The 26,362-nt window shown below is 71.4% G+C and carries 28 protein-coding genes; 9 read left to right on the top strand and 19 right to left on the bottom strand.

All coding sequences use genetic code 11. The features are described 5' to 3' along the window. The first annotated feature begins 63 nt into the window (after window positions 1-63). Entirely contained in the window at window positions 64-753 is a 690-nt protein-coding gene (locus ACWDEX_RS09655; protein ID WP_450462718.1) for a response regulator transcription factor, read from the top strand. A 19-nt stretch (window positions 754-772) separates the two neighbouring features. On the opposite strand, the gene ACWDEX_RS09650 is transcribed toward ACWDEX_RS09655, so the two are convergent. The 3 genes from ACWDEX_RS09650 to ACWDEX_RS09640 form a co-directional block, all read right to left on the bottom strand. Then, window positions 773-1,432: a DUF5063 domain-containing protein gene (locus ACWDEX_RS09650; RefSeq protein WP_450462717.1), complete on the bottom strand. Its 660-nt coding sequence runs from the start codon at window positions 1,430-1,432 to the stop codon at window positions 773-775. Next, entirely contained in the window at window positions 1,425-2,024 is a 600-nt protein-coding gene (gene recR, locus ACWDEX_RS09645) for a recombination mediator RecR (protein ID WP_450462716.1), read from the bottom strand. The genes ACWDEX_RS09650 and recR overlap by 8 nt, the downstream gene beginning before the upstream one ends. A 107-nt stretch (window positions 2,025-2,131) precedes the next feature. Then, complete coding sequence (locus ACWDEX_RS09640) at window positions 2,132-2,470, bottom strand: YbaB/EbfC family nucleoid-associated protein (RefSeq protein WP_450462715.1); 339 nt, start codon at window positions 2,468-2,470, stop codon at window positions 2,132-2,134. A 370-nt stretch (window positions 2,471-2,840) separates the two neighbouring features. Here ACWDEX_RS09640 and ACWDEX_RS09635 point away from each other — a divergent pair, with 370 nt between their 5' ends. Then, complete coding sequence (locus ACWDEX_RS09635; protein ID WP_450462714.1) at window positions 2,841-3,581, top strand: SLATT domain-containing protein; 741 nt, start codon at window positions 2,841-2,843, stop codon at window positions 3,579-3,581. 57 nt (window positions 3,582-3,638) lie between these two features. Here the strand turns inward: ACWDEX_RS09635 and ACWDEX_RS09630 are convergent, their stop codons facing one another. Then, window positions 3,639-5,717 (bottom strand): protein kinase domain-containing protein, encoded by a 2,079-nt coding sequence (locus tag ACWDEX_RS09630; RefSeq protein ID WP_450462713.1) that lies wholly within the window; start codon window positions 5,715-5,717, stop codon window positions 3,639-3,641. 267 nt (window positions 5,718-5,984) lie between these two features. Between ACWDEX_RS09630 and ACWDEX_RS09625 the strand changes: the two genes are divergently transcribed. The 3 genes from ACWDEX_RS09625 to ACWDEX_RS09615 all read left to right on the top strand — a co-directional run bounded on the left by ACWDEX_RS09625 (window position 5,985) and on the right by ACWDEX_RS09615 (window position 8,919). After that, window positions 5,985-7,340 carry an aminotransferase class III-fold pyridoxal phosphate-dependent enzyme gene (locus ACWDEX_RS09625; RefSeq protein WP_450462712.1) on the top strand — a complete coding sequence of 452 codons (1,356 nt, stop codon included), beginning with the start codon at window positions 5,985-5,987 and terminating at the stop codon, window positions 7,338-7,340. A gap of 140 nt (window positions 7,341-7,480) precedes the next feature. Next, window positions 7,481-8,167 (top strand): GntR family transcriptional regulator, encoded by a 687-nt coding sequence (locus ACWDEX_RS09620; protein WP_450462711.1) that lies wholly within the window; start codon window positions 7,481-7,483, stop codon window positions 8,165-8,167. Window positions 8,168-8,268: 101 nt separating this feature from the next. After that, window positions 8,269-8,919 (top strand): hypothetical protein, encoded by a 651-nt coding sequence (locus ACWDEX_RS09615; protein ID WP_450462710.1) that lies wholly within the window; start codon window positions 8,269-8,271, stop codon window positions 8,917-8,919. Window positions 8,920-8,981: 62 nt separating this feature from the next. Here ACWDEX_RS09615 and ACWDEX_RS09610 read toward each other — a convergent pair whose 3' ends face one another. The 4 genes from ACWDEX_RS09610 to ACWDEX_RS09595 all read right to left on the bottom strand — a co-directional run bounded on the left by ACWDEX_RS09610 (window position 8,982) and on the right by ACWDEX_RS09595 (window position 10,430). Next, window positions 8,982-9,395, bottom strand: a complete 414-nt coding sequence (locus tag ACWDEX_RS09610) for a hypothetical protein (RefSeq protein WP_450462709.1) — start codon at window positions 9,393-9,395, stop codon at window positions 8,982-8,984. Continuing rightward, complete coding sequence (locus ACWDEX_RS09605; protein ID WP_450462708.1) at window positions 9,392-9,655, bottom strand: hypothetical protein; 264 nt, start codon at window positions 9,653-9,655, stop codon at window positions 9,392-9,394. The genes ACWDEX_RS09610 and ACWDEX_RS09605 overlap by 4 nt, the downstream gene beginning before the upstream one ends. A 113-nt stretch (window positions 9,656-9,768) precedes the next feature. Continuing rightward, on the bottom strand, window positions 9,769-9,951 hold the full coding sequence (locus tag ACWDEX_RS09600; protein ID WP_450462707.1) for a hypothetical protein: 183 nt from the start codon (window positions 9,949-9,951) through the stop codon (window positions 9,769-9,771). A 20-nt stretch (window positions 9,952-9,971) separates the two neighbouring features. Then, entirely contained in the window at window positions 9,972-10,430 is a 459-nt protein-coding gene (locus tag ACWDEX_RS09595; RefSeq protein WP_450462706.1) for a hypothetical protein, read from the bottom strand. Between the two features lie 151 nt (window positions 10,431-10,581). Between ACWDEX_RS09595 and ACWDEX_RS09590 the strand changes: the two genes are divergently transcribed. Continuing rightward, window positions 10,582-10,842 carry a hypothetical protein gene (locus ACWDEX_RS09590; RefSeq protein WP_450462705.1) on the top strand — a complete coding sequence of 87 codons (261 nt, stop codon included), beginning with the start codon at window positions 10,582-10,584 and terminating at the stop codon, window positions 10,840-10,842. Between the two features lie 97 nt (window positions 10,843-10,939). Here ACWDEX_RS09590 and ACWDEX_RS09585 read toward each other — a convergent pair whose 3' ends face one another. Then, a complete protein-coding gene (locus ACWDEX_RS09585) occupies window positions 10,940-12,223 on the bottom strand; it encodes an adenylosuccinate synthase (protein WP_450462704.1) in 1,284 nt (427 codons plus the stop codon). 195 nt (window positions 12,224-12,418) lie between these two features. Here ACWDEX_RS09585 and ACWDEX_RS09580 point away from each other — a divergent pair, with 195 nt between their 5' ends. Beyond that, window positions 12,419-13,285 (top strand): diacylglycerol kinase, encoded by an 867-nt coding sequence (locus ACWDEX_RS09580; RefSeq protein ID WP_450462703.1) that lies wholly within the window; start codon window positions 12,419-12,421, stop codon window positions 13,283-13,285. 43 nt (window positions 13,286-13,328) lie between these two features. Here ACWDEX_RS09580 and ACWDEX_RS09575 read toward each other — a convergent pair whose 3' ends face one another. Then, window positions 13,329-13,826 (bottom strand): GbsR/MarR family transcriptional regulator, encoded by a 498-nt coding sequence (locus ACWDEX_RS09575; RefSeq protein WP_450462702.1) that lies wholly within the window; start codon window positions 13,824-13,826, stop codon window positions 13,329-13,331. Window positions 13,827-13,930: 104 nt separating this feature from the next. Between ACWDEX_RS09575 and ACWDEX_RS09570 the strand changes: the two genes are divergently transcribed. Together ACWDEX_RS09570 and ACWDEX_RS09565 are read left to right on the top strand one after the other, a co-directional pair. Then, the gene (locus ACWDEX_RS09570) at window positions 13,931-14,839 is read left to right on the top strand and encodes an ABC transporter ATP-binding protein (protein WP_450462701.1); all 909 of its coding nucleotides are present in this window, start codon (window positions 13,931-13,933) and stop codon (window positions 14,837-14,839) included. Then, window positions 14,836-16,446: an ABC transporter permease gene (locus ACWDEX_RS09565; RefSeq protein WP_450462700.1), complete on the top strand. Its 1,611-nt coding sequence runs from the start codon at window positions 14,836-14,838 to the stop codon at window positions 16,444-16,446. The genes ACWDEX_RS09570 and ACWDEX_RS09565 overlap by 4 nt, the downstream gene beginning before the upstream one ends. Window positions 16,447-16,451: 5 nt before the next feature. Here the strand turns inward: ACWDEX_RS09565 and ACWDEX_RS09560 are convergent, their stop codons facing one another. From ACWDEX_RS09560 to ACWDEX_RS09520, 9 genes are all read right to left on the bottom strand, one after another. Further along, window positions 16,452-17,045 (bottom strand): Uma2 family endonuclease, encoded by a 594-nt coding sequence (locus ACWDEX_RS09560; protein WP_450462699.1) that lies wholly within the window; start codon window positions 17,043-17,045, stop codon window positions 16,452-16,454. 87 nt (window positions 17,046-17,132) lie between these two features. Further along, window positions 17,133-18,353 (bottom strand): cytochrome P450, encoded by a 1,221-nt coding sequence (locus tag ACWDEX_RS09555; protein ID WP_450462698.1) that lies wholly within the window; start codon window positions 18,351-18,353, stop codon window positions 17,133-17,135. Between the two features lie 65 nt (window positions 18,354-18,418). Then, complete coding sequence (locus ACWDEX_RS09550; protein ID WP_450462697.1) at window positions 18,419-19,093, bottom strand: response regulator; 675 nt, start codon at window positions 19,091-19,093, stop codon at window positions 18,419-18,421. After that, entirely contained in the window at window positions 19,090-20,427 is a 1,338-nt protein-coding gene (locus ACWDEX_RS09545; RefSeq protein WP_450462696.1) for a sensor histidine kinase, read from the bottom strand. The genes ACWDEX_RS09550 and ACWDEX_RS09545 overlap by 4 nt, the downstream gene beginning before the upstream one ends. Before the next feature lie 112 nt (window positions 20,428-20,539). Beyond that, complete coding sequence (locus tag ACWDEX_RS09540) at window positions 20,540-21,214, bottom strand: response regulator (RefSeq protein ID WP_450462695.1); 675 nt, start codon at window positions 21,212-21,214, stop codon at window positions 20,540-20,542. Continuing rightward, a complete protein-coding gene (locus tag ACWDEX_RS09535; protein ID WP_450462694.1) occupies window positions 21,211-22,623 on the bottom strand; it encodes a sensor histidine kinase in 1,413 nt (470 codons plus the stop codon). Before ACWDEX_RS09535 ends, ACWDEX_RS09540 begins: the two co-directional genes overlap by 4 nt. 33 nt (window positions 22,624-22,656) lie before the next feature. Beyond that, a complete protein-coding gene (locus tag ACWDEX_RS09530) occupies window positions 22,657-23,937 on the bottom strand; it encodes an acyltransferase family protein (protein WP_450462693.1) in 1,281 nt (426 codons plus the stop codon). Beyond that, window positions 23,930-25,024, bottom strand: a complete 1,095-nt coding sequence (locus ACWDEX_RS09525) for an alpha/beta hydrolase (protein ID WP_450462692.1) — start codon at window positions 25,022-25,024, stop codon at window positions 23,930-23,932. Before ACWDEX_RS09525 ends, ACWDEX_RS09530 begins: the two co-directional genes overlap by 8 nt. Before the next feature lie 203 nt (window positions 25,025-25,227). After that, window positions 25,228-26,169 (bottom strand): alpha/beta hydrolase, encoded by a 942-nt coding sequence (locus ACWDEX_RS09520; protein ID WP_450462691.1) that lies wholly within the window; start codon window positions 26,167-26,169, stop codon window positions 25,228-25,230. Between the last annotated feature and the right edge of the window lie 193 nt (window positions 26,170-26,362).

Below are 26,362 nucleotides of genomic sequence, written 5' to 3'. Positions count from 1 at the left end.
AGAAAGTGCCGTGTGTCACAAAAGAAGCCCGCGCATCGGATCTCCCGCATTAGGGTGCGACCCGTGCGCGTACTCCTGGTGGAAGACGACGAGGCGGTCGCCGATTCGCTCCGGCGGACACTGCCGGACGGCTGGATGGAATGGGTCACCACGGGCGCTGCGGCGCTGACCCACCCGGGCCCGTACGACCTCGTACTCCTCGATCTCGGGCTGCCGGGCGAGGACGGCCCGGCCGTTCTCCGGGCACTGCGGGAGCGCAGCCACGTGCCGGTCATCGTGATCTGCGCGCGCGGCGACCAGGCGGCCCGGGTCCTCGGCCTCCAACTGGGCGCCGACGACCACCTGTGGAAGCCGTTCGAGGTGAGCGAGGTGCTCGGGCGCATCAGGGCGGTGGTGCGACAGCCCCGTCCGCGCAGGCGGCCCGGCGACTTGCCGGACCGCTACGGCACCCGTCTGACGATCGACCGCAGGACCGCCCGCGTCCATGTGGACGGCGAGGAAGTCGCGCTCGCGCTCAAGGAGTACGACCTGCTCGCATGCCTGGCCGAGGCGCCCGGGGTGCTGAAGACACGTCGGCAGATCCTGAAGGAGGTCTGGGGCACGGACTGGCACGGCCCGACGAACGCCCTGGACGTGCACATGGCGCGGCTGCGCTGGAAACTTGCGGGTGCGGTCACGATCGAGACCGTACGGAGCATCGGGTTCCGGCTGCTGGTCCACGAGAACGACGGCCCACCGGGATCCGCCGACTGACGTCAGGCCGCGGGAAGCGTCACTTGACCGACCGCAGCCCCAGCGGCCCCGCGATCTCCTGTGCCATGACCCGGCCCGCCTCCTCCGCCAGCGTGTCGTCGCCAAGATCCTGGTCGGTGTCGAGGCCGTCGAGTTCCTCCAGCGGCTGGTTCAGCCGCACGTGCGCGACCAGCGACTGGAGGGCGCGGAGCGCCGCGGACGCCGTGGAGCCCCAGTTGGAGAAGTACGAGAACTGCCACCACCACAGTGCCTCCGTGGTGCGGCCGGCGCGGTAGTGGACCATGCCGTGGCGCAGGTCCGTGATGACGTCCGCCAGGTCGTCCGAGATACGGGCCGGGACCGGGGCCTTGCGCGGCTCGTACGGGTCGAAGACCTCCGAGTAGACGTCGACCGGGTCCAGCATGGCGGCGAGGCGCTCACGCAGCTCGTCCACGTCGGGCTCCGGGCCCGGGTCCGGCTCGTAGCGCTCTTCCGGCACGATGTCCTCGTGGGCGCCGAGGCGACCGCCCGCCAGAAGCAGCTGGGAGACCTCCAGCAGGAGGAAGGGGATCGCCGAGTCCGGCTCGTCCCCTCTCGCGACCTCCGTGACGGCGACCAGGAAGCTCTCGATCTGGTCCGCGATCTGCACCGCGAAGTCGTCCGGGTGCTGCGTCGTCGAGTGCAGCGTGGCGTCAGACATCTAGGAGTCGTCTCCCCTCGAAGGCGCGGCCGAGGGTGACCTCGTCCGCGTATTCCAGGTCGCCGCCCACCGGGAGGCCGCTGGCCAGGCGGGTGACCTTGAGGCCCATGGGTTTGATCATGCGGGCGAGATACGTGGCCGTGGCCTCGCCCTCCAGGTTCGGGTCCGTGGCCAGGATCAGCTCGGTGACCGCGCCGTCGGCCAGGCGCGCGAGCAGCTCCCGGATACGCAGGTCGTCCGGGCCCACACCCTCGATCGGGCTGATCGCGCCGCCCAGGACGTGGTAGCGCCCCCGGAACTCGCGGGTGCGCTCGATCGCGACCACGTCCTTCGGCTCCTCCACCACGCAGATCACCGACGGGTCGCGGCGCGCGTCGCGACAGATGCCGCACAGCTCCTCCTGCGCGACGTTCCCGCAGGTCGCGCAGAAGCGGACCTTCGCCTTGACCTCCAGCAGAGCCTGGGCGAGACGGCGGACGTCGGCCGGCTCGGCCTGCAGGACGTGGAAGGCGATCCGCTGCGCGCTCTTGGGACCGACGCCGGGCAGTCGCCCCAGCTCGTCGATAAGGTCCTGGACCACGCCTTCGTACAACGGACTGCCTTTCGCGAAAGAGCTTCTCGGTACGTACCGTATGGGCTCGTTTCTTGGTACGTACGGTAGTTGGCCTCTCCCCTCTCAAAAGGGACGGCCCGGTTAACTCAGAACGGCAGGCCGGGGATGCCGCCGCCCAGGCCCTGAGCCAGCGGGCCGAGCTTCTGCTGCTGGAGCGCCTGCGCGTTCTCGTTGGCCGCCTTGACGGCCGCGACGATCAGGTCGGCGAGGGTCTCGGTGTCCTCCGGGTCCACCGCCTTCGGGTCGATCGCGAGGGCGCGCAGTTCGCCCGCGCCGGTGACCGTGGCCTTCACCAGGCCACCGCCCGCCTGGCCGTCGACCTCGGTCCGCGCCAGCTCCTCCTGAGCGTTGGCGAGGTCCTGCTGCATCTTCTGGGCCTGCTGGAGCAACTGCTGCATGTTGGGCTGGCCACCACCGGGAATCACGATGAGCTCCTGGTTTCGTACGGTCGGCTGTCAGGGTTTCGCACGGCTGTCAGGGCGGGGTTTGCCGCCTGGCACGAGCCTACGTGGTCACCGGAACGATCGCTGCGGTAGTCCGTCCGGACTCGGACCGGTCCCGCAGCGACACCCTTTCGAGTGACTTTGACCGCTGCCCCATACCTACCCAAGCCCCACTTCCGAGCGGAAAAGCAGTGAAACCCGGGCCCTCACCACCCATCGGGCGGTAGGAAGGGTGCGGCGCTTCAGCACCGTGCGTCAGCGGGAAATCGCGGATCGTGCACGGTGGGGGCATCGCGCACACCTGCTGAGTGTGCATCGCGAAAACGTCATAGCCGTACGTAGGGAGTGCCGGGTGAGTCAGCCGGAGATGCAGCCCGAGGGGCCGCCCCAGAGCGGGCGGGGCGACGGTGCGGCGGGGCTGCGGCCGGGCGACCTCATGGGGCGGCCGTTCCCGCACGGCGACTGGGGAGAGCCCGCGCAACGGCTCGACGAGCTGTACCGGTGGGTGGAGGACAGGGCGCTGGAGACGGTGGCCTGGTATCTCGCGGACCGGGTGTGGAAGCGGCGGGGGGCGCAGGCGCTGCGCGGGGGCGCTGCGCTCGGGGCGGTCTGCGGCGCCGCGCTTCCGTTGCTCGACATGACCGGGGTGATGGCGGGGGTCGCGCCCTGGGCGTATTTGTCGCTGTTGCTCGGGGTGGCGTGCGTGGCCGCGGACCGGTTCTTCGGGGTGACGTCCGGGTGGATGAGGGACGTGGCGACCGCACAGGCCGTACAACGGCGGTTGCGGGCCCTGCAGTTCGACTGGGCGACGGAGAGCGTGCGGGAGGTGCTCGGACCGTCGGAGGGGACCGCGGGAGAGGCGGCGGAGCGCTGCCTCTCGGTGCTGCGGCGCTTCTCGGACGACGTACTGGACCTGGTGCGGGCGGAGACCACGGACTGGATGGTGGAGTTCCGGACGGGGTCGGCGCCGCTGGGCGTCCAGACCGTGGCGGTGGCCGCGCCGCGGGCGGAGGGCACGATGCCGGTGAGGTTCGCGCCGCCGACGGGGACCCGGCCGAACATGCCGCGGCAGCGTCCGCCGGAGGCGCGATAGCCCGATCGCCGGACAGGAAGGCGCTGACGGGCCGACAGCGAAGCCTCCCGGCCGCGTTCAGCCGCCCTTGGTGAAGGTCAGGGACTTGCCGTTGGTCGTGTTCACCCGCTTGAGGCGACCGTCCGGCAGGATCGTCAACTCCGTCGCCTCGCCCGGGGTGCAGGAGGACGCCGGTTCACCGACCGTGACCGTGGACGGCCCGACCTCCAACGGGCCGCCGGCCGTGGGCCGCCGGGCCAGCTTCGCCTGGAAGACGCAGTGGTACGTGCCCTGGTCGGCCGGGCCGTCCGCCGTCATGGAGAGCACGGTGTCACCGACCTCGCCCTGCTGGATGACCAGGCGGCGGGTGCTGTGCCCGCCGGGGTTGTCGAGGCCGGCGGTCCAGGTGCCCAAGTAGGCCTCGGGGACGGTGCCCGCGTCGGGCGACTTCGAGACGGGGGCCGAAGTGGCCGGGGTGGAGGGCTCGGACGTGACCGGGCCTGGGCTCGTGGGCGCCGCGACGGTGGGCGTCGGGCGGTCGCCGTCGCCTCCGCCGGTCCCGTCGCCGCTCATCAGCGCGTACACCGAGCCACCCGCGCCGAGCGCGACGACCAGGGCGACGACGAGCAGCGCGACGGTGGAGCGGCTGCTTCGTCGCCGGGGTTCCTGCTGTCCCGGGTCACCGTAGGGGTGCGCCCCGTACGGCGGCGGGCCGTAGGGCGGTGTCGAGCCGACCGCGGGTCCGTAGCCCGGAACCGGAGCGCCGCCCCAGCCTCCCCCGCCCTGCGGGGGGCCGTACGCCGGGGGCTGGGGGTGCTGCTGCGGGTAGCCGTAGGCCGGGTGGGCGGCGGGCGGGACACCCGGCGGGGGTGTGGGGCCGGAACCGACGACCTGGGTGGGCGGCCGGCCGAAGGCGGCGGGCTGCCCGGGTGCAGGCGGGCCGGCCCCGTCCGGGGTGTCGGACGCCGGTGCGTGCTCCGGGGAGGCCTCGGGGGCCCCGGCCGCCGAGGCCGTCCTCTGCTGCTTGGCAAGGTCGACGGGGAGGGCCGGGGTCCCACCGCCGGGACCGGGCACCTGCCTCGCGGCGCTCACCGCTCCCCCGGCGTCCACCGCGTGCGGGCCGACGGCAGTCACGCCCGGCCCGGCACCGGCCGCACCGCCGACCGGATCCGCCGCGCCCCCGGCCGGCCTCTCCGGTGCCGTCGGACGGGCCGGGGTCCCCGTCTCCGCGCCCTCCTCCGGATTCTCCGTGTCCAGCAGCCGCACGGCCTGACGCCCGAGCTGGGCGACCAAGGTGCCGGGCAGCCAGGGGTCCCGACTCCGCCCCTCGGAGAGGGTGTCAGCGGCTCCGGTCCGTCGCAGGACCTGTGCCGGTGTGGGTCGTGCGGCCGGGTCCTTGCGCAGGCAGTCCCGTACCAGATCGGCGAGTTCCTCGGGCATGCCCGTCAGGTTGGGGTCCTCCTGCGCGATGCGGAACATCTGGGCGTGCACCCCGCTGCCCGCGGTGCCGAAGGGAAGGGCGCCCGTGGCGGCGTACGCGAGGACGGACCCCAGGCAGAAGACGTCGCACGCGGGTGTGACGCGGTCGCCACGCACCTGCTCGGGTGCCATGAACCCGGGCGACCCGACGAGCGCGCCGGTACGAGTGAGCCCGTCTCCGGTGAGGGTCTCCAGGGCGCGGGCGATGCCGAAGTCGATGACCCGGGGCCCGTCGATGGTCACCAGGATGTTGGAGGGTTTGAGGTCGCGGTGGATGAGCCCGGCGGCGTGGATGTCCATGAGGGCATGGGCGAGTCCGGCGGCCAGGACACGGACGGACCGCTCCGGCAGGGCGCCGTGGTCGTGCGAGACGACGGTCTGGAGGGTGGGTCCGGCCACGTACCCGGTGGCCACCCAGGGAATGGCGGCCTCGGTGTCGGCATCGAGGACGGGCGCCGTCCAGTGGCCGCCGACCTGCCGTGCCGCCTGCACCTCCTGCCGGAAGCGGGCCCGGAACTCATCCTGCTCGGCCAGCTCCCGCCGTACGAGCTTCACGGCAACGGTACGGCCCCGGTCGGACCGGGCCAGATACACGCTCCCCATGCCACCGGCCCCGAGCCGGGCGAGCAGCCGGTAAGCCCCGATCCGCTGCGGATCCCCCGCCCCCAGCTTCTCCATCGCCGCGTTCACCTTCCCCCCTGATGTGAGCGACAGCCAGAGGATAGTGCTCTCGCAGGGGGAGTCGGCCAGAACGGTGTCTACGGTTCCGTAACGGGCCCGTCGATGTCGTCGAGTACCGCCGGGGAGCACTCCCGCACCCCTACGGTCCGGGCGGACCACCTGCCCGAAGGCACGTCGGCACGCGACAACCTGTCGCGGAATGCCACCGACCGCAGACAGGACGCCCATGTACCGCCCGCGACCCGGGCACCTACCCTCAGCCGCATGACGCCTCAGACCGACCCCCAGGCCGGCGCCGCCGTCAAGGCCGCGGACCGTGCGCACGTCTTCCACTCCTGGTCAGCGCAGGAGCTCATCGACCCGCTCGCCGTCGCCGGTGCGGAAGGGTCGTACTTCTGGGACTACGACGGCAACCGCTACCTCGACTTCACCAGCGGGCTCGTCTACACCAACATCGGCTACCAGCACCCGAAGGTCGTCGCCGCGATCCAGGAACAGGCCGCCAAACTGGCCACGTTCGCGCCCGCCTTCGCCGTGGAGGCCCGGTCGGAAGCCGCCCGGCTGATCGCCGAGCGCACCCCCGGCGACCTCGACAAGATCTTCTTCACCAACGGCGGCGCCGACGCGATCGAGCACGCCGTGCGCATGGCACGGCTCCACACCGGCCGGCCCAAGGTGCTGTCCGCGTACCGCTCGTACCACGGCGGCACCCAGCAGGCCGTGAACATCACCGGCGACCCGCGCCGCTGGCCCTCCGACAGCGGCACGGCGGGCGTGGTGCACTTCTGGGCGCCGTACCTGTACCGCTCGCGTTTCTACGCCGAGACCGAGCAGCAGGAGTGCGAGCGGGCACTGGAGCACCTGGAGACGACCATCGCCTTCGAGGGGCCCGGCACCATCGCCGCGATCGTCCTGGAGACCATCCCCGGAACCGCCGGGATCATGGTTCCGCCGCGCGGCTACCTCGCGGGCGTGCGTGAACTGTGCGACAAGTACGGGATCGTCTTCGTCCTCGACGAGGTGATGGCCGGCTTCGGGCGCACCGGCGAGTGGTTCGCGGCGGACCTCTTCGAGGTGACCCCCGACCTGATGACCTTCGCCAAGGGCGTGAACTCCGGCTATGTGCCGCTCGGCGGCGTCGCCATCTCCGGGAAGATCGCCGAGACCTTCGGGAAGCGGCCCTACCCGGGCGGCCTGACCTACTCCGGGCACCCGCTGGCCTGCGCCGCGGCCGTCGCCACGATCAACGTGATGGCCGAGGAGGGCGTGGTCGCGAACGCCTCGGTCGTCGGCGCGCAGGTCATCGAGCCGGGCCTGCGGGAACTCGCCGAACGGCACCCGTCGGTGGGCGAGGTGCGCGGCGTCGGCATGTTCTGGGCCCTGGAGTTGGTGAAGAACCGCGAGACCCGGGAGCCGCTCGTGCCGTACAACGCGGCCGGAGAGGCGAACGCTCCGATGGCCGCCTTCGCCGCCACCGCGAAGGCGAACGGCCTGTGGCCCTTCGTCAACATGAACCGCACGCACGTCGTCCCGCCCTGCAACATCACCGAGGCGGAGGCCAAGGAGGGCCTCGCCGCCCTGGACGCCGCGCTGTCCGTGGCGGACGAGTACACCGCGTAGACGGCGCGACGGGCAGGGCGAGTCCCTGCCCGAGCGGCGCCCGGCCACCCTGTGTGCCGAAGTCCGGGAACCCCCACCGCGTAAGGTGACGTGCTCAGGAGGAACACGTACCCGTACACGGATGGGGGACCCAGACCACCATGTCCGGCAATGGCGCCGTTACCCGAAGCACCCTGCGGCAGCAGATCGCGGACGCGCTGCGCGACGAGGTGCTGGCCGGCCGACTGCAGCCGGGGCAGGAGTTCACGGTGAAGGAGATTGCCGACCAGTACGGCGTCTCCGCGACCCCCGTCCGCGAGGCCCTGGTCGATCTGTCGGCACAGGGCCTCCTGGACGCCGTCCAGCACCGCGGGTTCGAGGTCCACGCCTACTCCCTCGACGACTACCGCGGCATGATCGAGGCCCGCAGCCTCGTCACCGACAGCATCTTCCACCGCCTCATCGAAGCCGGGGTGAAGACCGGGGACGGCACCCGCCGCACCGCCGCGCTCGCGCCGGTGCGCCGCCGTGGCGAGGAGGCCCAGCGTGCCGCCGTCGCCGGCGACCTGAACATCCTCATCGGCTACGACCTGCGCTTCTGGCGCGAGCTGAGCAACCTGTTCGGCAACCCCTACCTCGCCGACTTCCTGCACCGGCTGCGGGTGCGGTCCTGGGTCTGCGCGGTCCAGCACCTGCGCAGGGGCACCGACCTCAGGGGCCGCCTGTGGTCCGGGCACACCGAACTGGTCGACGCCCTCGCCGACCACGATCCCACCGCGGCGCACGCCGTGGTCACCGACTACAACGCGCACTCCCTCGGCCTGCTCGAGCGGCTGGCCGACGGATGAGCGCGGATCAGGCCTGAATTCAAGGGACCCGCACGGCTGAGGCAGTCCGCCCGCGCCGACTACGCTGCCTGCATCACACCGATGACCCGAGGAGCTTACTGTTGGCCTGTGACCTGTGGCTGGTCCCGCTCGTAGACGTGCTGTGCCACACGCCCGACAACCCGTTCGCCGAGGAACTCGGCCTCTACGACAAGGCGCTGGGCGAGGCCGGACTACCACCGGTGCCGATCTACCAGTACATGCCGGGCCTGAACGGCGAGGTGGCGCCGGTCGCGGGCTTCGACTACGACGCTCTGCACTTCCTGCGCCGCGCCTATCTGCTCCAGGTGTCCGGTCTCGCCGTGTCCCCGGTCGACGAACTGGGCGGTGACTACGAGCAGTTGCTGGAGATGTTCGAGTCGACGGCCCAGCAGTCGCACCTGGTGTGGCACTACGACCACGCGGGCGCGTACGTCCCGGTGGACTTCCCGCAGCCGCTGTCGAACGACGAACTCCTGGAGGCCGGCGGCCCGTTGGGCTCCTGTCAGACGCTGCTGCGGGAGCTGGAGTTCGTGGCGCCGTCGATCGGTATCGACCCGGCCAACCCACCCGCCGCCCCCGAGCCACCGCGCGCTCCCACGGAGTTGGAGGAACCGGCGCTTCCCGCCCCGTACGACCCGAGCCCGTTCGCCCGTGAACGGCATGTGTGGCTGGGTCTGCACGCGGCGGCGACGAGGAGCCTCGCCCAGGGGTCGATGATCGTCTTCAGCTGAGGCGGGGTCGGCTCACATTGGTCGGGGTGGGGCCGCACCGACGGCCCCACCCCGACCGGCGGTCACCGCTGTCGCGGCAACCTGATGGTTCGCACGAGAGGCATGTCCGCGTACAGGCCGGGGTCGACGGTCAGGATGTGGCGGCCGTCCGGCCAGTCCGGGGTCGGGCGGGAGAGGTGGACCGCGTGGCCAAGCCGCCACTCCACTCCGTCGCGCAGAAGCGCGCCCACCGTGGAGGCAGCCGCGAAGTCCAGCTCGACGATCTCGACGGCGGGCAGCGCCCCGATGTGCTCGGCGAGCCCCTTGCGCATCCCGTCGGCAGCGGCCAGGCAGAGCGCCGGTACGTACGCGTGCCGGGTGGGTCCGTGTTCGGTGTTCGACACGAACTGCGAGGCAAGCGAGTTCCCCGAGTCAAGCGCCAGCAGGGCCGACTCGTCGAAGACGACACCTGTCGACCCGGTCCTCGGCGCGCTCACAGGCTGTCCACGGGCCGGCCGGCCTCAAGGTCCTGCCAGACCTTCTCCACTCTGTCGTGGTCCTCGTCCGTGAGTGTCACGCCGAAGTGCGTCTCGCAGTAGGCCTTGGTCTCCTCGTACCGCTTCAGCAGCTCCTCCCTGGTGGGCGTGGCCCCTGCCAGCTCGGCAATCAGATCACGCATGGTCATCCCACGCTCCCGGGCGAGCACCATGAGGCGGTCACGGACAGCGGGGTCGACCTTGACGGTGGTGTCAGCCATGACGGCAGTATACTGGCGGTATACCGTGTCGGTCCGTTCAAGCAATGCGGTCATCGCATCCCTTTCCGTTGGTGCACCCGGTGCGCGGAAGCGGGCCGGGAGTCTGTGTGCGGCTACACGGGCGCGGACTGTCCTCGCAGCAGCGCCCAGGCCAGCGCGCCACCTCGCCGGGCGGCCTCCCTGTAAGCGATCGCGCCTGGCTTGCGCGACTCGACCTCGACGGTCGTGACCGGCGCCGGTGCTGTGGGGCGCTTGCGGCGCAGGCGGTTCTCCACGAGGGCACACGGCGAGTACACGCGGGACGGTAGCCCCTCCGTCAGAGCCGCCCGCACCTGCGCACTGCTCGCCCCCGCGTCCCAGAGGGAGGTTCTTCTTCCCCGGTCTTTTCCCCCGAAGGGGGAGCGTCCGACGCCGCGTCGGCCGACTCGCCGGAGGCCCGGTTCTGGACTTCTTCGAGTTCACCCGACGGCGGCTCGTCTTCGTACGGAGTGTCGAACACCTCGTAGACGGTGAAGAGTTGGCCCGTCTGCCGATCCTTGTGCACCACCCGCCGCAGATACCGGGAGTCCTCCAGCTCATGCAGGGCGGCAGCGATCCGCGCCCGCCCCTCCTTGCGCTGTTCCGCGAGCGTGCGGATGGTGACGCGGGCGTCGTTCGGCAGGCTCAACAGGTACGTCAGTACGCCTACCGCGCACCAGGAGATGCTCCGGTCGCGGAGAAGAGCGTTGGAGAAGACGGAGAAGGCGCGCGTGGGCGTCGTACGATGGATACGCATCGGGAGGGTTAGCTCCTGGTGTCGAGCCCCCGGGTGTTGGCGCACCGCGGGGGCGATCTCTTGGTGCCTGTTGGCGTGACTCTAAGCGCACGCAAAGCAGCGGGTTCGAGCCGACGCTGGCGCACAGCGCGGTACTGCGACCGACCTCCCCATGGCACGACACGGCATGGCACTGGTTGACCGAGTACGTGACCGCGCACCTGCCCCGAGGCCCCGAGGCCCCGAACAGGACACGACCACGCTCGCCGTCCTGACCACTGCGCTGCCGTACGCCCTCACCCCGCCGCCCGACTCCCCCGATCCCACCGCCGAGCGCGCGTCCATCGACCGCCGACTCGGCGCGTCCCTGCATCCCTGCCTCGGCCTGCCGGCCGGGTGCGAGCTCTGCACCGAGCCACCCGCACCACACTGACCTCCTGCGCATCGAGCGCAGCCCGGAAGCGACCACCCCCGCACACATGCGTGCGGCCCGCCCGCCGAAGGGCGAGCGGGCCGGTACAGGACACGCGTCAGATGAAGGAGTTGATCTCGATCGTCTCGTCGCGGCCGGGGCCCACGCCGATCGCGGAGATCGGGGCGCCGGACATGTCCTCCAGGGCCTTGACGTAGGCCTGGGCGTTCTTCGGGAGGTCGGCGAAGGTCTTGGCCTTCGTGATGTCCTCCTGCCAGCCCGGCAGGTACTCGTAGACCGGCTTCGCGTGGTGGAAGTCCGTCTGGGAGTAAGGGAGTTCCTCGACGCGCTCACCATCGATCTCGTAGGCGACACAGACCGGGATCTGCTCCCAGCCGGTGAGGACGTCGAGCTTGGTGAGGAAGAAGTCGGTCAGGCCGTTCACACGGGTCGCGTACCGGGCGATCACCGCGTCGAACCAGCCGCAGCGACGGTCACGGCCGGTGGTGACACCGCGCTCGCCGCCGATACGGCGCAGGGCCTCGCCGTCCTCGTCGAACAGCTCGGTCGGGAAGGGCCCCGAGCCGACACGGGTCGTGTACGCCTTCAGGATGCCGATGACACGGCTGATCTTCGTCGGGCCGACGCCGGCGCCCGTGCAGGCGCCGCCCGCCGTCGGGTTCGACGACGTCACGAAGGGATACGTGCCGTGGTCGATGTCCAGCAGCGTGCCCTGCCCGCCCTCGAAGAGGACCACCTTGTCGTCGTCGAGCGCCTGGTTGAGGACCAGGACGGTGTCGGCGACGTACGGCTTGATCTGCTCGGCGTAGCCCAGCAGCTCCTCGACCACCTGGTCGGCGGCGATGGCACGCCGGTTGTACAGCTTGGTGAGGAGCTGGTTCTTGACGTCGAGGGCCGCTTCCACCTTCTGGGCGAGGATCGACTCGTCGTAGAGGTCCTGCACCCGGATGCCGACGCGGTTGATCTTGTCGGCGTAGGTCGGTCCGATACCCCGGCCCGTCGTGCCGATCTTGCGCTTTCCGAGGAAGCGTTCCGTCACCTTGTCGACGGTGACGTTGTACGGCGTGATGATGTGCGCGTTTCCGCTGATCAGGAGCTTGGACGTGTCGACGCCGCGCTCGTTCAGACCGCTCAGCTCGGAGAGCAGGACCGACGGGTCGACGACGACACCGTTTCCGATGACGGGCGTACATCCAGGTGACAGGATCCCGGAAGGGAGGAGGTGGAGCGCATACTTCTGGTCACCCACGACCACCGTGTGGCCGGCATTGTTGCCGCCCTGGTAGCGCACCACATAGTCCACCGACCCACCGAGCAAGTCGGTGGCCTTTCCCTTACCTTCGTCACCCCACTGAGCACCGAGCAGCACAAGTGCGGGCACGCGCGTACACCCCTTCCGGGCGGGGCATGTCCAAGGTCCGGGGGCGTACGCGGAGGGTCCACCGCCGCGTGCACCGCGACCGTCGTTGGTCGCAACCGTCGGACCGGATGCCCCGGAATAGACGAAGCCCCTGGCGCAATAGCGCAAGGGGCTCTTGCACAAAGATGCTACCCGAGGAAGCGAGGCAGGACCGAGGTGGCGACTTCCGACCAGCTCCTCGTGGTCATCGACCCGGTCGCCCGTCACGGTGACGGTGAGTCGGTACGAATCGCAAAAGACGTGCTCAGCGCGGGTGCGGCGACGAAGGTGTGCCTCCCTGAAAGCCCGGAGGAATTCGCCCGGGCGCTGCTTCGCAGGGGGTCGCGACGGCCGGTGGTCGTGGGCGACGACCGTGCGCTGCTCCGCGCGGTGACCCTGCTGCACCGACGGCGGGAACTGGGCACGACGGGCCTGTCGCTGGTGCCGGTCGGCGCCGCACTGTCACTGGCGCGGTCCCTGGGCGTGCCCACGGGAGCGGTCGCGGCGGCGCGGGCCGTGCTGGACGGGATGGAGCGGCGGCTGGATCTGCTGGTGGACGACAGTGACGGAGTGGTCCTCGGGGATCTGCGGATCCCGTCCATACCCGCCCTTCCCACCGGGCGCGACACTCCGCCGGCCACCCGGGACACAGCGCCGGTACGACCGTGGCTGCGTGTGCGCAAGTCCCTCGTCCGGACGCTGGCGGCGCGCCCGCCCCGGATCGCGACCTTGACCGGGCCCGGACCGTCCCGGCTGCGGGTCGAGGTCGACGGGGTGACGCTGGTCGACCTCGACCAGCCGGTGGCGGGGGTGTCCGTGACACCGGGGAACCCGGGGGTGGCCGAGGTCGAGGTGCGGCCGGCTTCCGTGGGGGCCGAGGCGGCACCGCTGCGTGCGGCCGGGCGCAGGGTGACGGTGTCGGGGGCTGACTTCCGGTACCGGGCGGACGCGGTGGTCGGGGGGCCGGTGCGGACGCGGACCTGGGTGGTGAGGGAAGGGGCGTGGGGGCTCACGCTGCCCGCCGCTGCCCGGTCCGGTAGCTGAGAACCGTAGGGATCCGGGGGCTGCGCCCGGTGGGCCGTGCGTCTCAGCCCGGACCGAAGACCTTGTCGCGGTGCGCCCGCCAGCGCTCCATCATCTCCGCGAGCTCGCTGTCGATGAACTCGAAGAAGGCGAGCGTCTCCGACAGGCGCAGGCCCGCCGGAGTCTGGGCCCCGAGACCCTCGACGCCCTCCCGCAGTGCGCGTTCCCAGCGCTTGATCACCGCCTCCCGGTTGGTGAGCGCCTCGTACCACTGGTTGCTGTGCACCCGGTAGCGCTCACGCCGCGAGCCGGGTTCACGCTCGCGCGAGACCATGTGCTGCTGCGCCAGATAGCGCACCGCGCCGGAGACCGCCGCCGGACTGACCTGGAGCTGTTCCCCGAGTTCGGCGGAGGTCATCGCGCCGGCGTCCGAGGACAGTAGCGCCGCGAAGACCCGGGCCGGCATCCGTGACATCCCGGCCTCGACGAGCTGCGCCGCGAAGCCCTCCACGAAGGCCGAAACCGCCCCCGGGTCCCGCCCAGCCGTACTCGGTTCCGCCATCCCTCGATCATCTCCCCTGCTCGGTCGCCACTGCCGAGTGTATCCGGACCTTCATACGCTTCCTTAACTTCACAAATTTCTGAAGACAGCGTACGTTCTGAAGCATGACGAAGGCCATCACCGTCTCCGGACTGCACAAGTCGTTCGGGACGACTCACGCGCTGGACGGACTCGACCTGAACGTCGAGGCCGGAGAGGTGCACGGCTTCCTCGGCCCGAACGGCGCCGGGAAGTCCACCACCATTCGGGTCCTGCTGGGCCTGCTGCGCGCCGACTCCGGCGCCGCCCAGGTACTGGGCCGGGACCCGTGGACGGACGCGGTGGAACTCCACCGCCGGATCGCGTACGTCCCCGGTGACGTCACCCTGTGGCGCAACCTCTCCGGTGGCGAGGTCATCGACCTGTTCGGCCGACTGCGCGGGGGCCTCGACCGGCGGCGCCGGGCGGAACTGGTCGAGCGGTTCGAACTGGACCCGACGAAGAAGGGGCGGACGTACTCCAAGGGCAACCGGCAGAAGGTCGCCCTCGTCGCGGCCTTCGCCTCGGACGTCGACCTGCTGATCCTGGACGAGCCGACGTCGGGCCTCGATCCGCTGATGGAGGAGGTCTTCCAGCGGTGCGTCGAGGAGGAACGCGACCGCGGCCGAACGGTCCTGCTGTCGAGTCACATCCTGAGCGAGGTCGAGGAACTCTGCGACCGGGTGAGCATCATCCGCAAGGGGCGGACGGTCGAGAGCGGCTCGCTCGCCGACCTGCGCCACCTGACCCGGACGAGCGTCAGCGCCGAACTCGCAGGGCCGCCCAACGGACTCGCGCACCTGCCCGGCGTCCACGACCTCGACATCCAGGGGCACCGCGTCCGGCTGCAGGTCGACACGGACAAGCTGGACGGGGTACTGCGGTCGCTGAGCGAGTCGGGCGTACGGTCGCTGACGTCGACGCCGCCCACGCTGGAGGAGCTCTTCCTGCGGCACTACCAGGACGAGCTCCAGGACGAGGTGATGGCACGATGACCGCCGCGACACCCGCCCTGGCGGTGGAGGCCGGGAGATCCGGTCAACTGACCGGCACCGGCACCCTGTTGAGGTTCGCGCTGCGCCGGGACCGAGTGCTGATCCCGGTCTGGGTCGCGGTGAACACGCTGATGGTCCTGTCGATGCCGGGCACCCTCAAGGGCCTGTACGGCACCCCGGCCGAACGCGCCGACCTGATCGACCAGATGACCACCAACGCCTCGCTGCGCGCCATGGTCGGCCCGGTCTTCGGCGAGTCGCTCGGCGCGCTGACCGCCTGGCGCGTCGGTGTCTACGCCGGACTGCTCGCCGCCGTGATGAGCCTGCTCGTCGTCGTACGGCACACCCGGGACGAGGAGGAGAGCGGACGGCAGGAGCTGGTCTCGTCGGCGATGGTGGGGCGGCGCGCCCCGCTGACGGCGGCACTGCTGGCCGCGGCGGTCGCGAACGGCGTACTGGCGCTGCTGATCACCGGGGGCCTCGCGAGCCACGGTCGTGCCGGGGCACTGGTGCTGGGGCTGGGGGTCGCCGGGGTCGGAATGGTCTTCGCCACGATGGCGACGATCGTCGCTCAGCTCACCGAGAGCGCGCGGCTGGCGCGCGGGCTGACGGGCGCGCTGCTGGGCGCGGCCTTCGTGCTGCGCGCGGCGGGCGACGCGGCGACGGACGACGGCTCGTCCGCGCTCACCTGGCTCTCCCCGCTCGGCTGGCTGGAGAACCTGCGGCCGTACGCCGGCGAGCGCTGGTGGGTGCTGCTGCTGTTCGCGGCGGCGGCATGGGCCCAGGGCGCAGTGGCGTACGTACTGGCCGGCCGCCGTGACCTCGGCATGAGCTTCCTCGCCACGCGGCCCGGCCCGGCTGTCGGCCGACTGGGTTCGGCGGGCGCCCTGGCCTGGCGGCTGCAGCGCGGCAGTGTGCTGGGCTGGAGCATCGGCTTCTTCGTCGCCGGGGTCGTCTACGGCGGGATGACGGACGGCGCGACCAACCTCGTCGGCGACAACGACAAGGCCCGCGAGATCTTCCAGCGCATGGGCGGCCAGTCCGCGCTCACGGACGCGTTCCTCGCGGCGATGGTGGGGATCATGGGCCTGGTCGCGGCCCTGTACATCGTGGCGGCCCTACTGCGCCTGTCCGGCGAGGAGACATCGGGACGGGCGGAGCCGGTGCTGGCGAACGCGGTGGGCCGGCTGCGCTGGGCCGCCGGTCATCTGGTGATCGCGTTCGGCGGTAGCGCCCTGATCATGCTGCTTGCGGGCCTGGGTTTCGCGGCGGGCTACGGCAAGAAGGCCGGCCCGATCCTGGGCGCCTGCCTGGTACAACTGCCCGCGGTGTGGGTGATCGGCGGGATCGCGGTCCTGCTCTACGGGGTGCTGCCGCGGGGTGCGGTGGCGGCGTGGGGCGTGGCCGGGGCGGCGCTGCTGATCGGCTGGGTGGGGCCCGCGCTGAACGCGCCGCGGCTCGTACTGGACCTGTCACCTTTCGGGCATCTGCCGAAGCTGCCGGGCGGGGAGATGCACTGGACGCCGGTGCTCGTCCTGACGGGGCTTGCGGCGGTGTTTGTGGCCGGGGGGCTGGTGGGGTTGCGTAGGCGGGATGTGACGGGCTGAGGGCTTCAGTCGGTGTACTTCCTCAGTTCCGAGGTGTCGAGATCGATGCTGACGGGGGCCGGGAGGCTGACCTTGCCGCCGATCATCACCGTGTGGATATCCCGGTACTTGCCCTCCGGAGCGGGGTCGCTGTGCACGACGACCGAGCGGTTTTCCCGGTCGATCAGCAAGTAGACGGGGATCCCCGTCTCGGCATAGGCACGTGGCTTCTCCACGCGATCCCGGTTGTGTGTGTCGGAGTCGTACGAGGTTACTTCGACCGCCATGAGCACGCCATCGGGGTCTCCCCAGTCGCCTTGGCCCACGAAGTGATCAACAGGGGCAAGCACCGCATCAGGCCTGGCCCGGCCCTTCCGGTAAGCCTCCGCCTTCAAGCCCTGCACCGGATTGAGGTCGAGTTCGGGTCGGGCCTGCATGCACCGACGGATCAGCCACATGATGATCGCGCTGTGGTTGCCGTTCGTCACTTTCTTGACCCCGATCCGTCCGCCGATGAACTCCAACCTGACGGTCTCGTCCTCACGGGCGGCGAATTCTGCGATCCGCTCGAACACGTCTACAGACATCTGGGACAACGCGCGCTCTGCCATGACCGTCATGCTGCCTCCCTTCGCAGGCGTGCACCAGCGTGCCAAGCCGAGACCGGCCACCGCCCCGGACCACCGCATGATCATCCGAACGGGTGATCAGCCGATTTCCACGCTCAGCCCCTTCAGACCGCGGATCACGAAGTTCGGCTTTCGCTCCGGCTCCTTCGTCAGGCGCAGGGTCGGGGCCTTCTCCAGCAGTGCCGTCATGGACGCCGCCAACTCGATACGGGCCAGTGGCGCGCCGATGCAGTAGTGGATGCCCGCGCTGAAGGAGATGTGCGGGTTGTCCTTGCGGGTCAGGTCCAGTTCCTCCGGGGCGTCGAACACCGCCGGGTCGTGGTTCGCCGAGCCGAACAGCATCGCGATCTCCGAGCCCCGCGGAATCACCGTGCCGTCGATCTCGATGTCGTCCAGGACCCAGCGTTCGAAGAGCTGGAGCGGTGTGTCGTAGCGCATCAGCTCCTCCACGGCGGAGGGGACGAGCGAGTGGTCCGCGCGCAGCGCCGCCAACTGGTCCGGGTGGCGGAAAAGTGCCCACCAGCCGTTCACGGTCGCGTTCACGGTCGCCTCGTGCCCGGCGTTCAGCAGCAGCACGCAGGTCGAGATCATCTCCTGCTCGGTGAGACGGTCGCCCCCGTCGTACGCGGCGATCAGGCCCGAGATCAGGTCCTCCCCCGGCTCCGAGCGGCGCGCGGCGATCAGCTCGCGCAGATACGCGGAGAACTCCACCGACGCCCGCACCGCCCTGCGCGCCGTCTCCTGCGGCGGGTTCAGCTCGTACATCCCGCAGATGTCCGCCGACCAGGGCCGCAGCGGTGCGCGGTCGGCCTCCGGGATGCCCAGCATCTCGGCGATCACCGCGACCGGCAGCGGCTCGGCGACATCCGTCAGCAGATCGCCGCCACCCGCTTCCACCAGGCGGGAGACCAGGTCGTCGGCCAGCCCGTGCACATACGGCCGCAGCCGCTCCACGGTCCGCGGTGTGAACGCCTTCGCCACCAGGCGCCGGATACGGGTGTGGTCCGGCGGTTCCAGGTCCAGCATGCCGTGGTCGTTCAGCGTGTGGAACGGCTCCTGCTCGGGCGGTGGCGCCGTCCGCCCGAACTCCTCGTGGGTGAACCGGTGCTGATAGGTCCGGCCCAGGCGTCTGTCGCGCAGCAGCGCCGACACGTCCGCGTGGTGCGGGACCAGCCACTGGCCGCTGGGCTCGTAGTAGTGCACACGGCCGCGCGCACGCAGCTCGGCATAGGCGGGGTACGGGTCGGCGACGAACGCCGGGTCCCACGGGTCGAAGGCGAGATCGGAAGGGACTGCCATGTCCGGACGCTAGCCCGGCATCGCCGCTTTGACCAGATGTGTCTCGTCGCCGAAGCCCCGGCGGGTCAGCCCGGTGTCACCAGCCTGGCCTCGTACGCGAACACCGCGGCCTGGGTGCGGTCCCGCAGGCCCAGCTTCACCAGGATGCGGCTCACATGGGTCTTGATCGTGGACTCGGCGACCACCAGCCGCCCGGCGATCTCCGCGTTGGACAGCCCCTTCGCGATGAGGACCAGCACCTCCGTCTCCCGCTCGGTCAGCTCGCCGTACGCCGCCTGGGCGTCGGGGGCCGCGCGCACCCCGTCGGACAGCTTCGAGAACTCCGCGATCAGTCGCTTGGTCACCGAGGGAGCCAGCAGGGCCTCGCCGGAGGCCACGACCCTTATACCTTCGGCCAGTTGACGGGCGGACGCGTCCTTGAGGAGGAAGCCGGAGGCTCCTGCCCGCAGCGCCTGGTACACGTACTCGTCGAGGTCGAACGTCGTCAGCACCAGCACCTTCGCCGACCCGTCCGCGGCGACGATCTCCCGCGTCGCCTCGATACCGTTCAGCTCCGGCATACGGATGTCCATCAGCACGACGTCCGGGGCCAGCTCACGAACCCGCTCGACGGCTTCCCTGCCGTTGACCGCCTCCCCGACGACCTCCATGTCCGGCATCGCCCCGAGCAGCACCGAGAAGCCCTCCCGGACCATCATCTGGTCGTCGGCTATCAGTACACGGATGGTGCCACTCGTCACTCGGGATCCTCCGCGTGGGCCGTCGGCAGGAACACCGTCACCTCATACCCTCCGTCATCCGTCCCCGCCGCCGTCATCTGGCCGTCCAGCATCGAGACCCGCTCGCGCATGCCTGTGATGCCGTGCCCCGCCCCGTGCGTGGACTTCTCCAGTGTGACCTGCGGCGGTGGGCCGTTGACTATACGCAGGCCCAGCCCGCCGAGCACATAGCCGATCTCCACCCGGGCGGTGGCTCCCGGCGCGTGCCGCAACGTGTTGCTGAGGGCTTCCTGGACGATGCGGTACGCCGACAACTCCACGCCCTGCGGGAGTTCGCGCACCGCGCCCGTCGTCACCTGCTCGACGGTCAGCCCCGCGTCGCGCACATTGGCCAGCAGGGCGTCCAGGTCGGCCAGGGTGGGCTGCGGGGCGTCCGGGGCCTCGTAGCCCTCCGCCCGTACGACGCCCAGGACGCGGCGCAGTTCGGTCAGGGCCGCCACCGCGTTCTCCCGGATCGTGGCGAAGGCCTTCTCCAGCTCCGGCGGCGGGTTCTCCACGCGGTAGGGCGCGGCCTCGGCCTGGATGGCTACCACCGACATGTGGTGGGCGACCACGTCGTGCAACTCGCGGGCGATCGTGGTGCGTTCCTCCAGCAGAGTGCGCCGGGACCGCTCGTGTGCGGTCTCCGTCCGGTGGGCGGTGACCTCCTGGGCGGCGTCGCGGCGTATGTGCCAGACGGTGATCGCCAGGAGGATGAGGGCGGAGAAGACCAGCATGGGTGGGGTGTCGGTGCTGAAGTGGGCATAGCCGAAGAGGCTCTCCTCGATGACGCTGTAGGCCAGGGTGAGTGCCCACATCCACGCCGCCGTACGCGGCCGGGTGCGTATCGCGACGACGATCAGCACGGCCATGTAGGAGATGACACTGGCAGGCCTCCATGGCCAGGAGCCCCAGGACGCGCCTCCGACCGCCGAGACCGCGCTCGCCGCGAGGGCCAGCCAGAAGGCGCCGACCGGGCGGACGAGCGTCAGCAGCACCGGGACCATGGCCAGCAGGCCGTACAGCACGGCCGCCACACCGCCCCCGCTGTGTCCCCAGGCCACCAGCATCGCCACCAGGCCGACCGCCGACACCAGGGCGTGCGGGGTCCAGGCCGCGTACTCCCGCAGACGGCCGGGCAGCCGCCTGGTCACCGGTCCGTCGACGCTCATGCGGGGCAGCGGCCGGTAGGCGAAGGCCTTGTGGAACAGGTCCTGTCGCAGGGCGTCCGCGGCCCACCGGTACTCCGGACTGTTCGGCGTGTACGGACGGTACGCGTCGTCCGGCGTCGTCCGCGTCTGGGTCTTTTCGGTCACGTTGAACAACGTAGGCGCGGGAAGGGGCGCCGTCGTCCCCAGTGAGGAGGGTCCCCGGCGGTCCCCCTCAAGTACTACGAGGAGGAGGGGCCGGGCCCTGCGGCGGCCGGGTTCAGTATCCCGACGGCCGCACCAGCCCCGACTCGTAGGCGAACACCGCCGCCTGGGTGCGGTCCCGCAGGCCCAGCTTCACCAGGATGCGGCCCACGTGCGTCTTCACCGTCTGCTCGGCCACGACGAGCCGTTCGGCGATCTCGGCGTTCGACAGGCCCTGGGCGATGAGGGCGAGCACTTCCGTCTCCCGCTCGGTGAGATCCCCGACGCGTGCCTTGAGCGGGGCCCGGGGCGTGCTGTCGAGCCGGGAGAACTCGGCGATCAGACGACGGGTGATGCCGGGAGCGAGGAGCGCGTCGCCCGCCGCCACCACCCGTACGGCCTCGGCGAGTTGGTCGGCGGAGGCGTCCTTCAGCAGGAACCCGGAGGCACCGGCGCGCAGGGCTTCGTACACGTACTCGTCGAGGTCGAAGGTGGTGAGCACCAGGACCTTGGGGTGCGGGGTCACCTCGGTGATCCGGCGAGTCGCCTCGATGCCGCTGAGTTCGGGCATGCGGATGTCCATCAGGACGACGTCCGGGGCGAGTTCGGCGACCTGGGCGATCGCGTCCCCGCCGTCCACGGCCTGACCGACGACCTCGATGTCGGGTTGGACGCCCAGCAGCACCGTGAAGCCCTGCCGGACCATCATCTGGTCGTCGGCTATCAGTACGCGAATGGTGCGGCTCGTCATCGGTTCGTTTCTCCTGTCGCGCCGGTGGGCTCGTCATCGGATGGGAGATGTGCCGGGCTGGGAAGGAAGCAGGCCACGGCGAAACCGCCGCTCGACGTCTCGGACGTGACGAGGGTGCCGCCGAGCATCGCGGCGCGCTCCCGCATGCCGAGCAGGCCGTGGCCCGCGCCCGGGGACGGCGACGCCCGCTGTGTGGGGCGGGAGTTGACGACCCGTGCCTGCAGGCCACGTGGAAAGTAGCCGAGTTCGACGCGGACCGTGGAACCGGGGGCGTGCCGCAGCGCGTTGCTGAGGGCCTCCTGGATGATCCGGTAGGCCGAGAGTTCCACGCCGGGCGACAGCGGGCGCACCTCGCCGGTGATCTCCGTCCGGACCTCCAGGCCGGCCGCGCGGGTGTTCTCCACCAGGGCGTCGAGCCGGTCGAGGGTGGGCTGCGGGGAGTCGGGGGCGGTGCCGGTGGCGCTGCCGATGCCGTACGGGTCACCGGGGTTCTCCGAGCGCAGGACGCCGAGGACGCGACGCAGTTCGGTGAGGGCCTCCAGCGCGTTCTTGCGGATGCCGTCCAGGTTCTCCCGCAGCTCGTCCGGAGGGTTCTCCACCAGGTGCGGGGCGACCTGGGCCTGGATGGAGATGACCGACATGTGGTGCGCGACGACGTCGTGCAGTTCGCGGGCGATGCGGTTGCGCTCCTCGAGGAGGGCACGGCGGGCGCGCTCCTCGGCGGTGACGGTGCTCAGTTCGACGAGTTGCGTCCGGGCCTCGCGTCGGCCTCGCAGTGCGCTGCCGACGAGGAGGACGATGGTGAAGATGACCAGCGCCGCCGGCGCGGTCGGGTCGTACCTCACCGGGCCGGGGGCGGTCAGGAAGGTCGCCAGGGCGGTCAGCGCGAGGACCTCGGCACAGACACGGGGGCGAGCCCGCAGGGCCAGCAGGAACAGCACGAGGGCACACGAGATGATGCCCGGCCCACTCCAGGGCCACGGGGGTGTGGCGCCGGGGCCCGGCAACGGAGGCGGTATGACGGAAGGAGTCACCCGGGTGGACTGGGTGGTCACGAACATCGCGGCCAGCGACAGCCACCAGGCGGGCAGCGGACGCCACAGGGCGAACACAACGGCCCCGCCCTGCGCGAGCCCGATCGCCACACCGAATCCGCCGGGCAGACCGTAGTAGTCGTTCACTTCCCCCGGCGCCGCGCCCACCAGAGGGATCGCCATCAGGCAGTACAGGACGTGCGGCGCCCAGCGGAACCGGCGCGGGCGCGACAGCGGCGGCAGCGGGGCGGCGGCGATCGTCCACAGGTCGTCCCGCAGGACGCGCGGCAACCGGCCGAGGCCACGCAGGGGCCGCCCACCCTCGGGGCCGTCCTCGGGCCGGGACACCGGTTCTCGTTGCAACGCCTCCCCCACCCGGCCCACCCTAGGCACTGTCGATCACCCTGACTACGGGCGGCCGAACCTGTGCATGGCCACCACACGGGAACGGCGGCCTCTGACCCGGCGCGGCCCCTGTTCATGGATGCGGAAGGCGGACCAGCACAGGGCCAGGACCAGGGCGAACACCGGCAGCCAGGCCAGACGGGCGGCCACCCAGCCCAGGCCGTCCGGGGTGGTGTGCAGGCCCGGGAGCCGGCCCGCGAGCAGACCTGTGGCGGTGGTCGCCATGAGGGCCGTCTGATGCCAGAGGAAGATCGTCATCGCGGAGAGGTTCACCAGCGCCACCGCCGTCCAGAGCAGGGGCCGGCGCATCACACGGCGCAGCGGTTCCCGCAGCAGCAGGGCCAGTCCGCACTGGGCCAGGCCGAAGGTGACCGCCGCCAGGGTCGGCGGGTTGAGGTTCGAGACCGCGGCGCCCGGAACACCGACCATCGACGCCGGGTAGCCGGCCCACGCCACCAACGCCGCGGTGGCCGCCGCGCCGCCCGACAGCAGCACCCAGCCCGCACGGCGACCTTTCAGCTCGCCACGGGTCCAGCTCGCGCCGAGCGTGTAGGGCACGAGCCAGCCGGCGGCCAGGTTCACCCAGCCGAGCCAGGACGGGCCGCCCAGTCCGAAGCGGACGATGTCCACGTGAAGGACGACGGCCAGCGGCCACAGGGGGTTGAGGCGGGCCAGCAGCGGTGTCGCGGCCGTCAGTGCCGCGAAGACCAGGAGGAACCACATCGGGGACAGAGCCAGCTTCACCAGGGTGTGGATCGTGTCGACGTCCGCGCCGGTCGCGAGCAGGCAGCCCGTCGCGACCGCCCACAGCGTCAGGACCGCCGCGACGGGCCTGAACAGACGGGTCAGGCGGGCGCGCAGCCACTGCCCGTACGTGACGCCCCGCGCGCGTGCCGACGCGTACCCCTTCGTCGCCACATGGCCGCCCACGAGGAAGAACACGGCGAGCGTCTGGAACGCCCAGGAGATCGGGGCCAGCCAGGGCATGAAGTGCAGCGGGCTCGCGGTGTGCAGGGTGCCGCCGTCCGCGACCAGGGCGGTCACCAGCCAGTGGCCCAGGACGACGCCGAGGATCGCGAAGGCCCGCAGGGCGTCGATCGCGCGGTCCCGTTCCACAGGGGTGGCGGCGTCCACACGACGGGCGGCGACGCGCAGGGAGTTCAGCGTGCCGTGGCCGGGTGCGGCCGGCTTGTGCGGCGGCCGGGTGCGGTCGACGGCCGTGGGGGTGGGCGCATATGCGCTCGTTCCGGCGAAGGCCGGCCGACGCTGTGTCCGGTCACGCATGGTTCACCTCCGGTGTCCGACCGAGGACGATCCGCGCCAGATTGGCCACGCTGAACGAGCCCGGTTTGAAGTAGTCGCTGTGGCCGCCGTCGCCGGCGGCGAAGACACGGGCGCCGTACGCCGGGGACACGGGGTCCGTGCCGAAGCCGACGGTCGTGCCGAACAGGTCGACCCGGGTGTGGGGCACATCGGCGATCCAGTCGTCGGCGCCACGGGCCGCCCAGACGCGGGCGCGGGTGTGCAGGGCGGCCGCGGAGTCCACACCGGTGCCGGGGCTGCCGACCAGGACGATGTCCTGGATTTCTGCGGCGGTGGCCGCGCGGGCGCAGACGACCGTGCCGTAGGAGTGGCACAGGAGGGAGACGCGCGGGGAGGGGCCCACCATGCCGCGGAGTTCGCGCAGGAACCCCTTCAGTTGCGGGGCGGCCCGCTCGGCCCGGCTCGTCGTGAGCGCGTCGGTGCTGAGCATGCGGGGCGTGTCGTAGCCGAGCCAGGCGATGACGGCGGTGCGCGGGCCCGCCCGGTGGTGCAGGGCGAGCGCGCCCGCGCGGAAACGTCCGTACGTCTCCAGCGTCGTGTCGGAACCCGGGACCAGGACCGCGATGTGCTCCGCCGTGGTCAGGTCGCCGAAGACCTCCGTCGCACGGCCCGTGCCCCGGCCGTCGAAGGCCAGGAGGTCCCGGGACCCGGAGGCCATGCCGTGGTCCGCCACGGCGCGGCGGTGGTCGCCGTGGGCCGCGGCCATCCGCGCTGCGTCGGCGGCGTTGGCACGGTTGGCCGCGTAGGTCCCGGGGAGCGTGGCCGCAGACAGCGGGGCGAGCGCCGCCGGGGGCGGGGCCGGGATCTGGGGGCGTGTGGCGGCGGAGAGGGGAACGGCGACACCGCCCACGACCAGCACGGCGAGCAGAGCGCGCCGGAGGCGACCGGGGCGGGGGCGGCGACCGCGCCTGGTGTCACCCGCCGGGTCGACCGCCTCGCCCTGGCGAGCGGGCTCCGTCTCCCCACAGGCCTCCTGATCCCGCAGGCGGCTCGTCGCCCCACCATCGCCGTCCACGGCCACAGCCGGTGCGCTCCCCCGGAACCCCATGTCGTCCTTCCCTTCCGTCGGCCCGTCCAACGGACCCTCACGGAAAGGAAGTTACGAAGCGTGACACGTCGTCGGCATCACGCCGGAGAACTCACCTCAGGGGTAGCTCTCAGGTATTACGGGTATGACCGGGGACCTCCGGGGCAGCCCGGCGATGCCCCGCACTCGGCCTGCTCACAGGCGACTTGGCGCTTCGGCGCCTCCTACCACGCCAACTGCGCGATCTCCTCCACCACCACCGCGCACGCGTCCGCGGCCGGATCGATCAGGGGGAAGTGGCCGACGTCCTCCAGGAGAGTGAGCCCGACGACCTCGCCCGCCTTCGCCGCCGCCTCCGCGTACGACTCGGCGACGGCCTGCGGGACCACGATGTCCGTACGCCCCTGGACGAGCGTCGTCGCGATACCGGTGGGGAGCAGCAGAGACGGGTCCGCGTACGGCCGACGCTCCGCGAACAGGGCTTGTCCGCCCAGCAGTTGGGCTGCGGCGCCGGAGCACACCTCCAGCTCTTCGGCGACGTGGAAGTCCGCGATCGGAGCGAGCGCCACGACGCCGCGCAGCAGGGCCGGTCGGTCCGTGCGCCACGGGGCGTCTCGCGGAAGGACGTGGCGGGCCGCGGCCCACAGCGCGAGGTGGCCGCCCGCCGAGTGGCCGGTGATCACCGTGCGGCGCGGATCGGCCTGCGGCAGCGCCTCGGCCACGAGCGCCGGAAGCGCGTCGAACGCGGCCGCGACGTCGTCGAACGTGTCCGGCCAGCGGCCCGCGACCGGCCCCGAGTCGTCGGCCCGGTCCGGGGCGCCCCGGCGGTACTCGACGTTGGCCACGGCGAAGCCGCGGCGGGCCAGGAAGTCCGCGAACGGGGTGATGTGCCCGCGGTCGTACGGCGCCCGCCACGCACCGCCGTGCAGCACGACGACGAGAGGCACGAGGCCCCTGGCCTCCGCCCCGGTCCGCTCCGTCTCCCGCGGGGCGTACAAGTCGATCACCTGGTCCGGATGGTCGCCGTACGCGACGGTGGTGTCGGGGTCCACCGGCGGGTGCGAGAAGGCGGACGCCTCTTCCTCGGCGTCCCGTGCGACAGCGGCGGCTCGGGCGGACGCGTCGTCCGGTTCTGCGGAATCGCGGCGCGCGGCGGCGTCCGGCATGCTCCAACCTCACAGTGACGGAACGGAATTCGGTACGCGGTGGCCGGAAGACGACCGGCCGTTGGCGGGGACGGTATCAGGCGGATGACCTGCGCCCCCACGGGGTTGTCACGCAGGGTGAAGGTCGGCCTTTCCGAAGCCGGCGGGGCGGGCACGGCCTTCCCGAGGCCGCCGTGCCCGCCACCGCCAGGGA

This window comes from Streptomyces sp. NPDC001020, assembly GCF_053599115.1.
This window is presented reverse-complemented; position numbering and strand designations above follow the sequence as displayed.

Excerpts from the sequence above, each read along its gene's own strand:
- ACWDEX_RS09650 (WP_450462717.1), bottom strand. The coding sequence starts at position 1,432 with ATGTCTGACGCCACGCTGCACTCGACGACGCAGCACCCGGACGACTTC.
- ACWDEX_RS09630 (WP_450462713.1), bottom strand. The coding sequence starts at position 5,717 with ATGGAGAAGCTGGGGGCGGGGGATCCGCAGCGGATCGGGGCTTACCGG.
- ACWDEX_RS09625 (WP_450462712.1), top strand. The coding sequence starts at position 5,985 with ATGACGCCTCAGACCGACCCCCAGGCCGGCGCCGCCGTCAAGGCCGCG.
- ACWDEX_RS09620 (WP_450462711.1), top strand. The coding sequence starts at position 7,481 with ATGTCCGGCAATGGCGCCGTTACCCGAAGCACCCTGCGGCAGCAGATC.
- ACWDEX_RS09605 (WP_450462708.1), bottom strand. The coding sequence starts at position 9,655 with ATGGCTGACACCACCGTCAAGGTCGACCCCGCTGTCCGTGACCGCCTC.
- ACWDEX_RS09595 (WP_450462706.1), bottom strand. The coding sequence starts at position 10,430 with ATGCGTATCCATCGTACGACGCCCACGCGCGCCTTCTCCGTCTTCTCC.
- ACWDEX_RS09590 (WP_450462705.1), top strand. The coding sequence starts at position 10,582 with ATGGCACGACACGGCATGGCACTGGTTGACCGAGTACGTGACCGCGCA.
- ACWDEX_RS09575 (WP_450462702.1), bottom strand. The coding sequence starts at position 13,826 with ATGGCGGAACCGAGTACGGCTGGGCGGGACCCGGGGGCGGTTTCGGCC.
- ACWDEX_RS09570 (WP_450462701.1), top strand. The coding sequence starts at position 13,931 with ATGACGAAGGCCATCACCGTCTCCGGACTGCACAAGTCGTTCGGGACG.
- ACWDEX_RS09565 (WP_450462700.1), top strand. The coding sequence starts at position 14,836 with ATGACCGCCGCGACACCCGCCCTGGCGGTGGAGGCCGGGAGATCCGGT.
- ACWDEX_RS09560 (WP_450462699.1), bottom strand. The coding sequence starts at position 17,045 with ATGACGGTCATGGCAGAGCGCGCGTTGTCCCAGATGTCTGTAGACGTG.
- ACWDEX_RS09555 (WP_450462698.1), bottom strand. The coding sequence starts at position 18,353 with ATGGCAGTCCCTTCCGATCTCGCCTTCGACCCGTGGGACCCGGCGTTC.
- ACWDEX_RS09540 (WP_450462695.1), bottom strand. The coding sequence starts at position 21,214 with ATGACGAGCCGCACCATTCGCGTACTGATAGCCGACGACCAGATGATG.
- ACWDEX_RS09530 (WP_450462693.1), bottom strand. The coding sequence starts at position 23,937 with ATGCGTGACCGGACACAGCGTCGGCCGGCCTTCGCCGGAACGAGCGCA.
- ACWDEX_RS09525 (WP_450462692.1), bottom strand. The coding sequence starts at position 25,024 with ATGGGGTTCCGGGGGAGCGCACCGGCTGTGGCCGTGGACGGCGATGGT.
- ACWDEX_RS09520 (WP_450462691.1), bottom strand. The coding sequence starts at position 26,169 with ATGCCGGACGCCGCCGCGCGCCGCGATTCCGCAGAACCGGACGACGCG.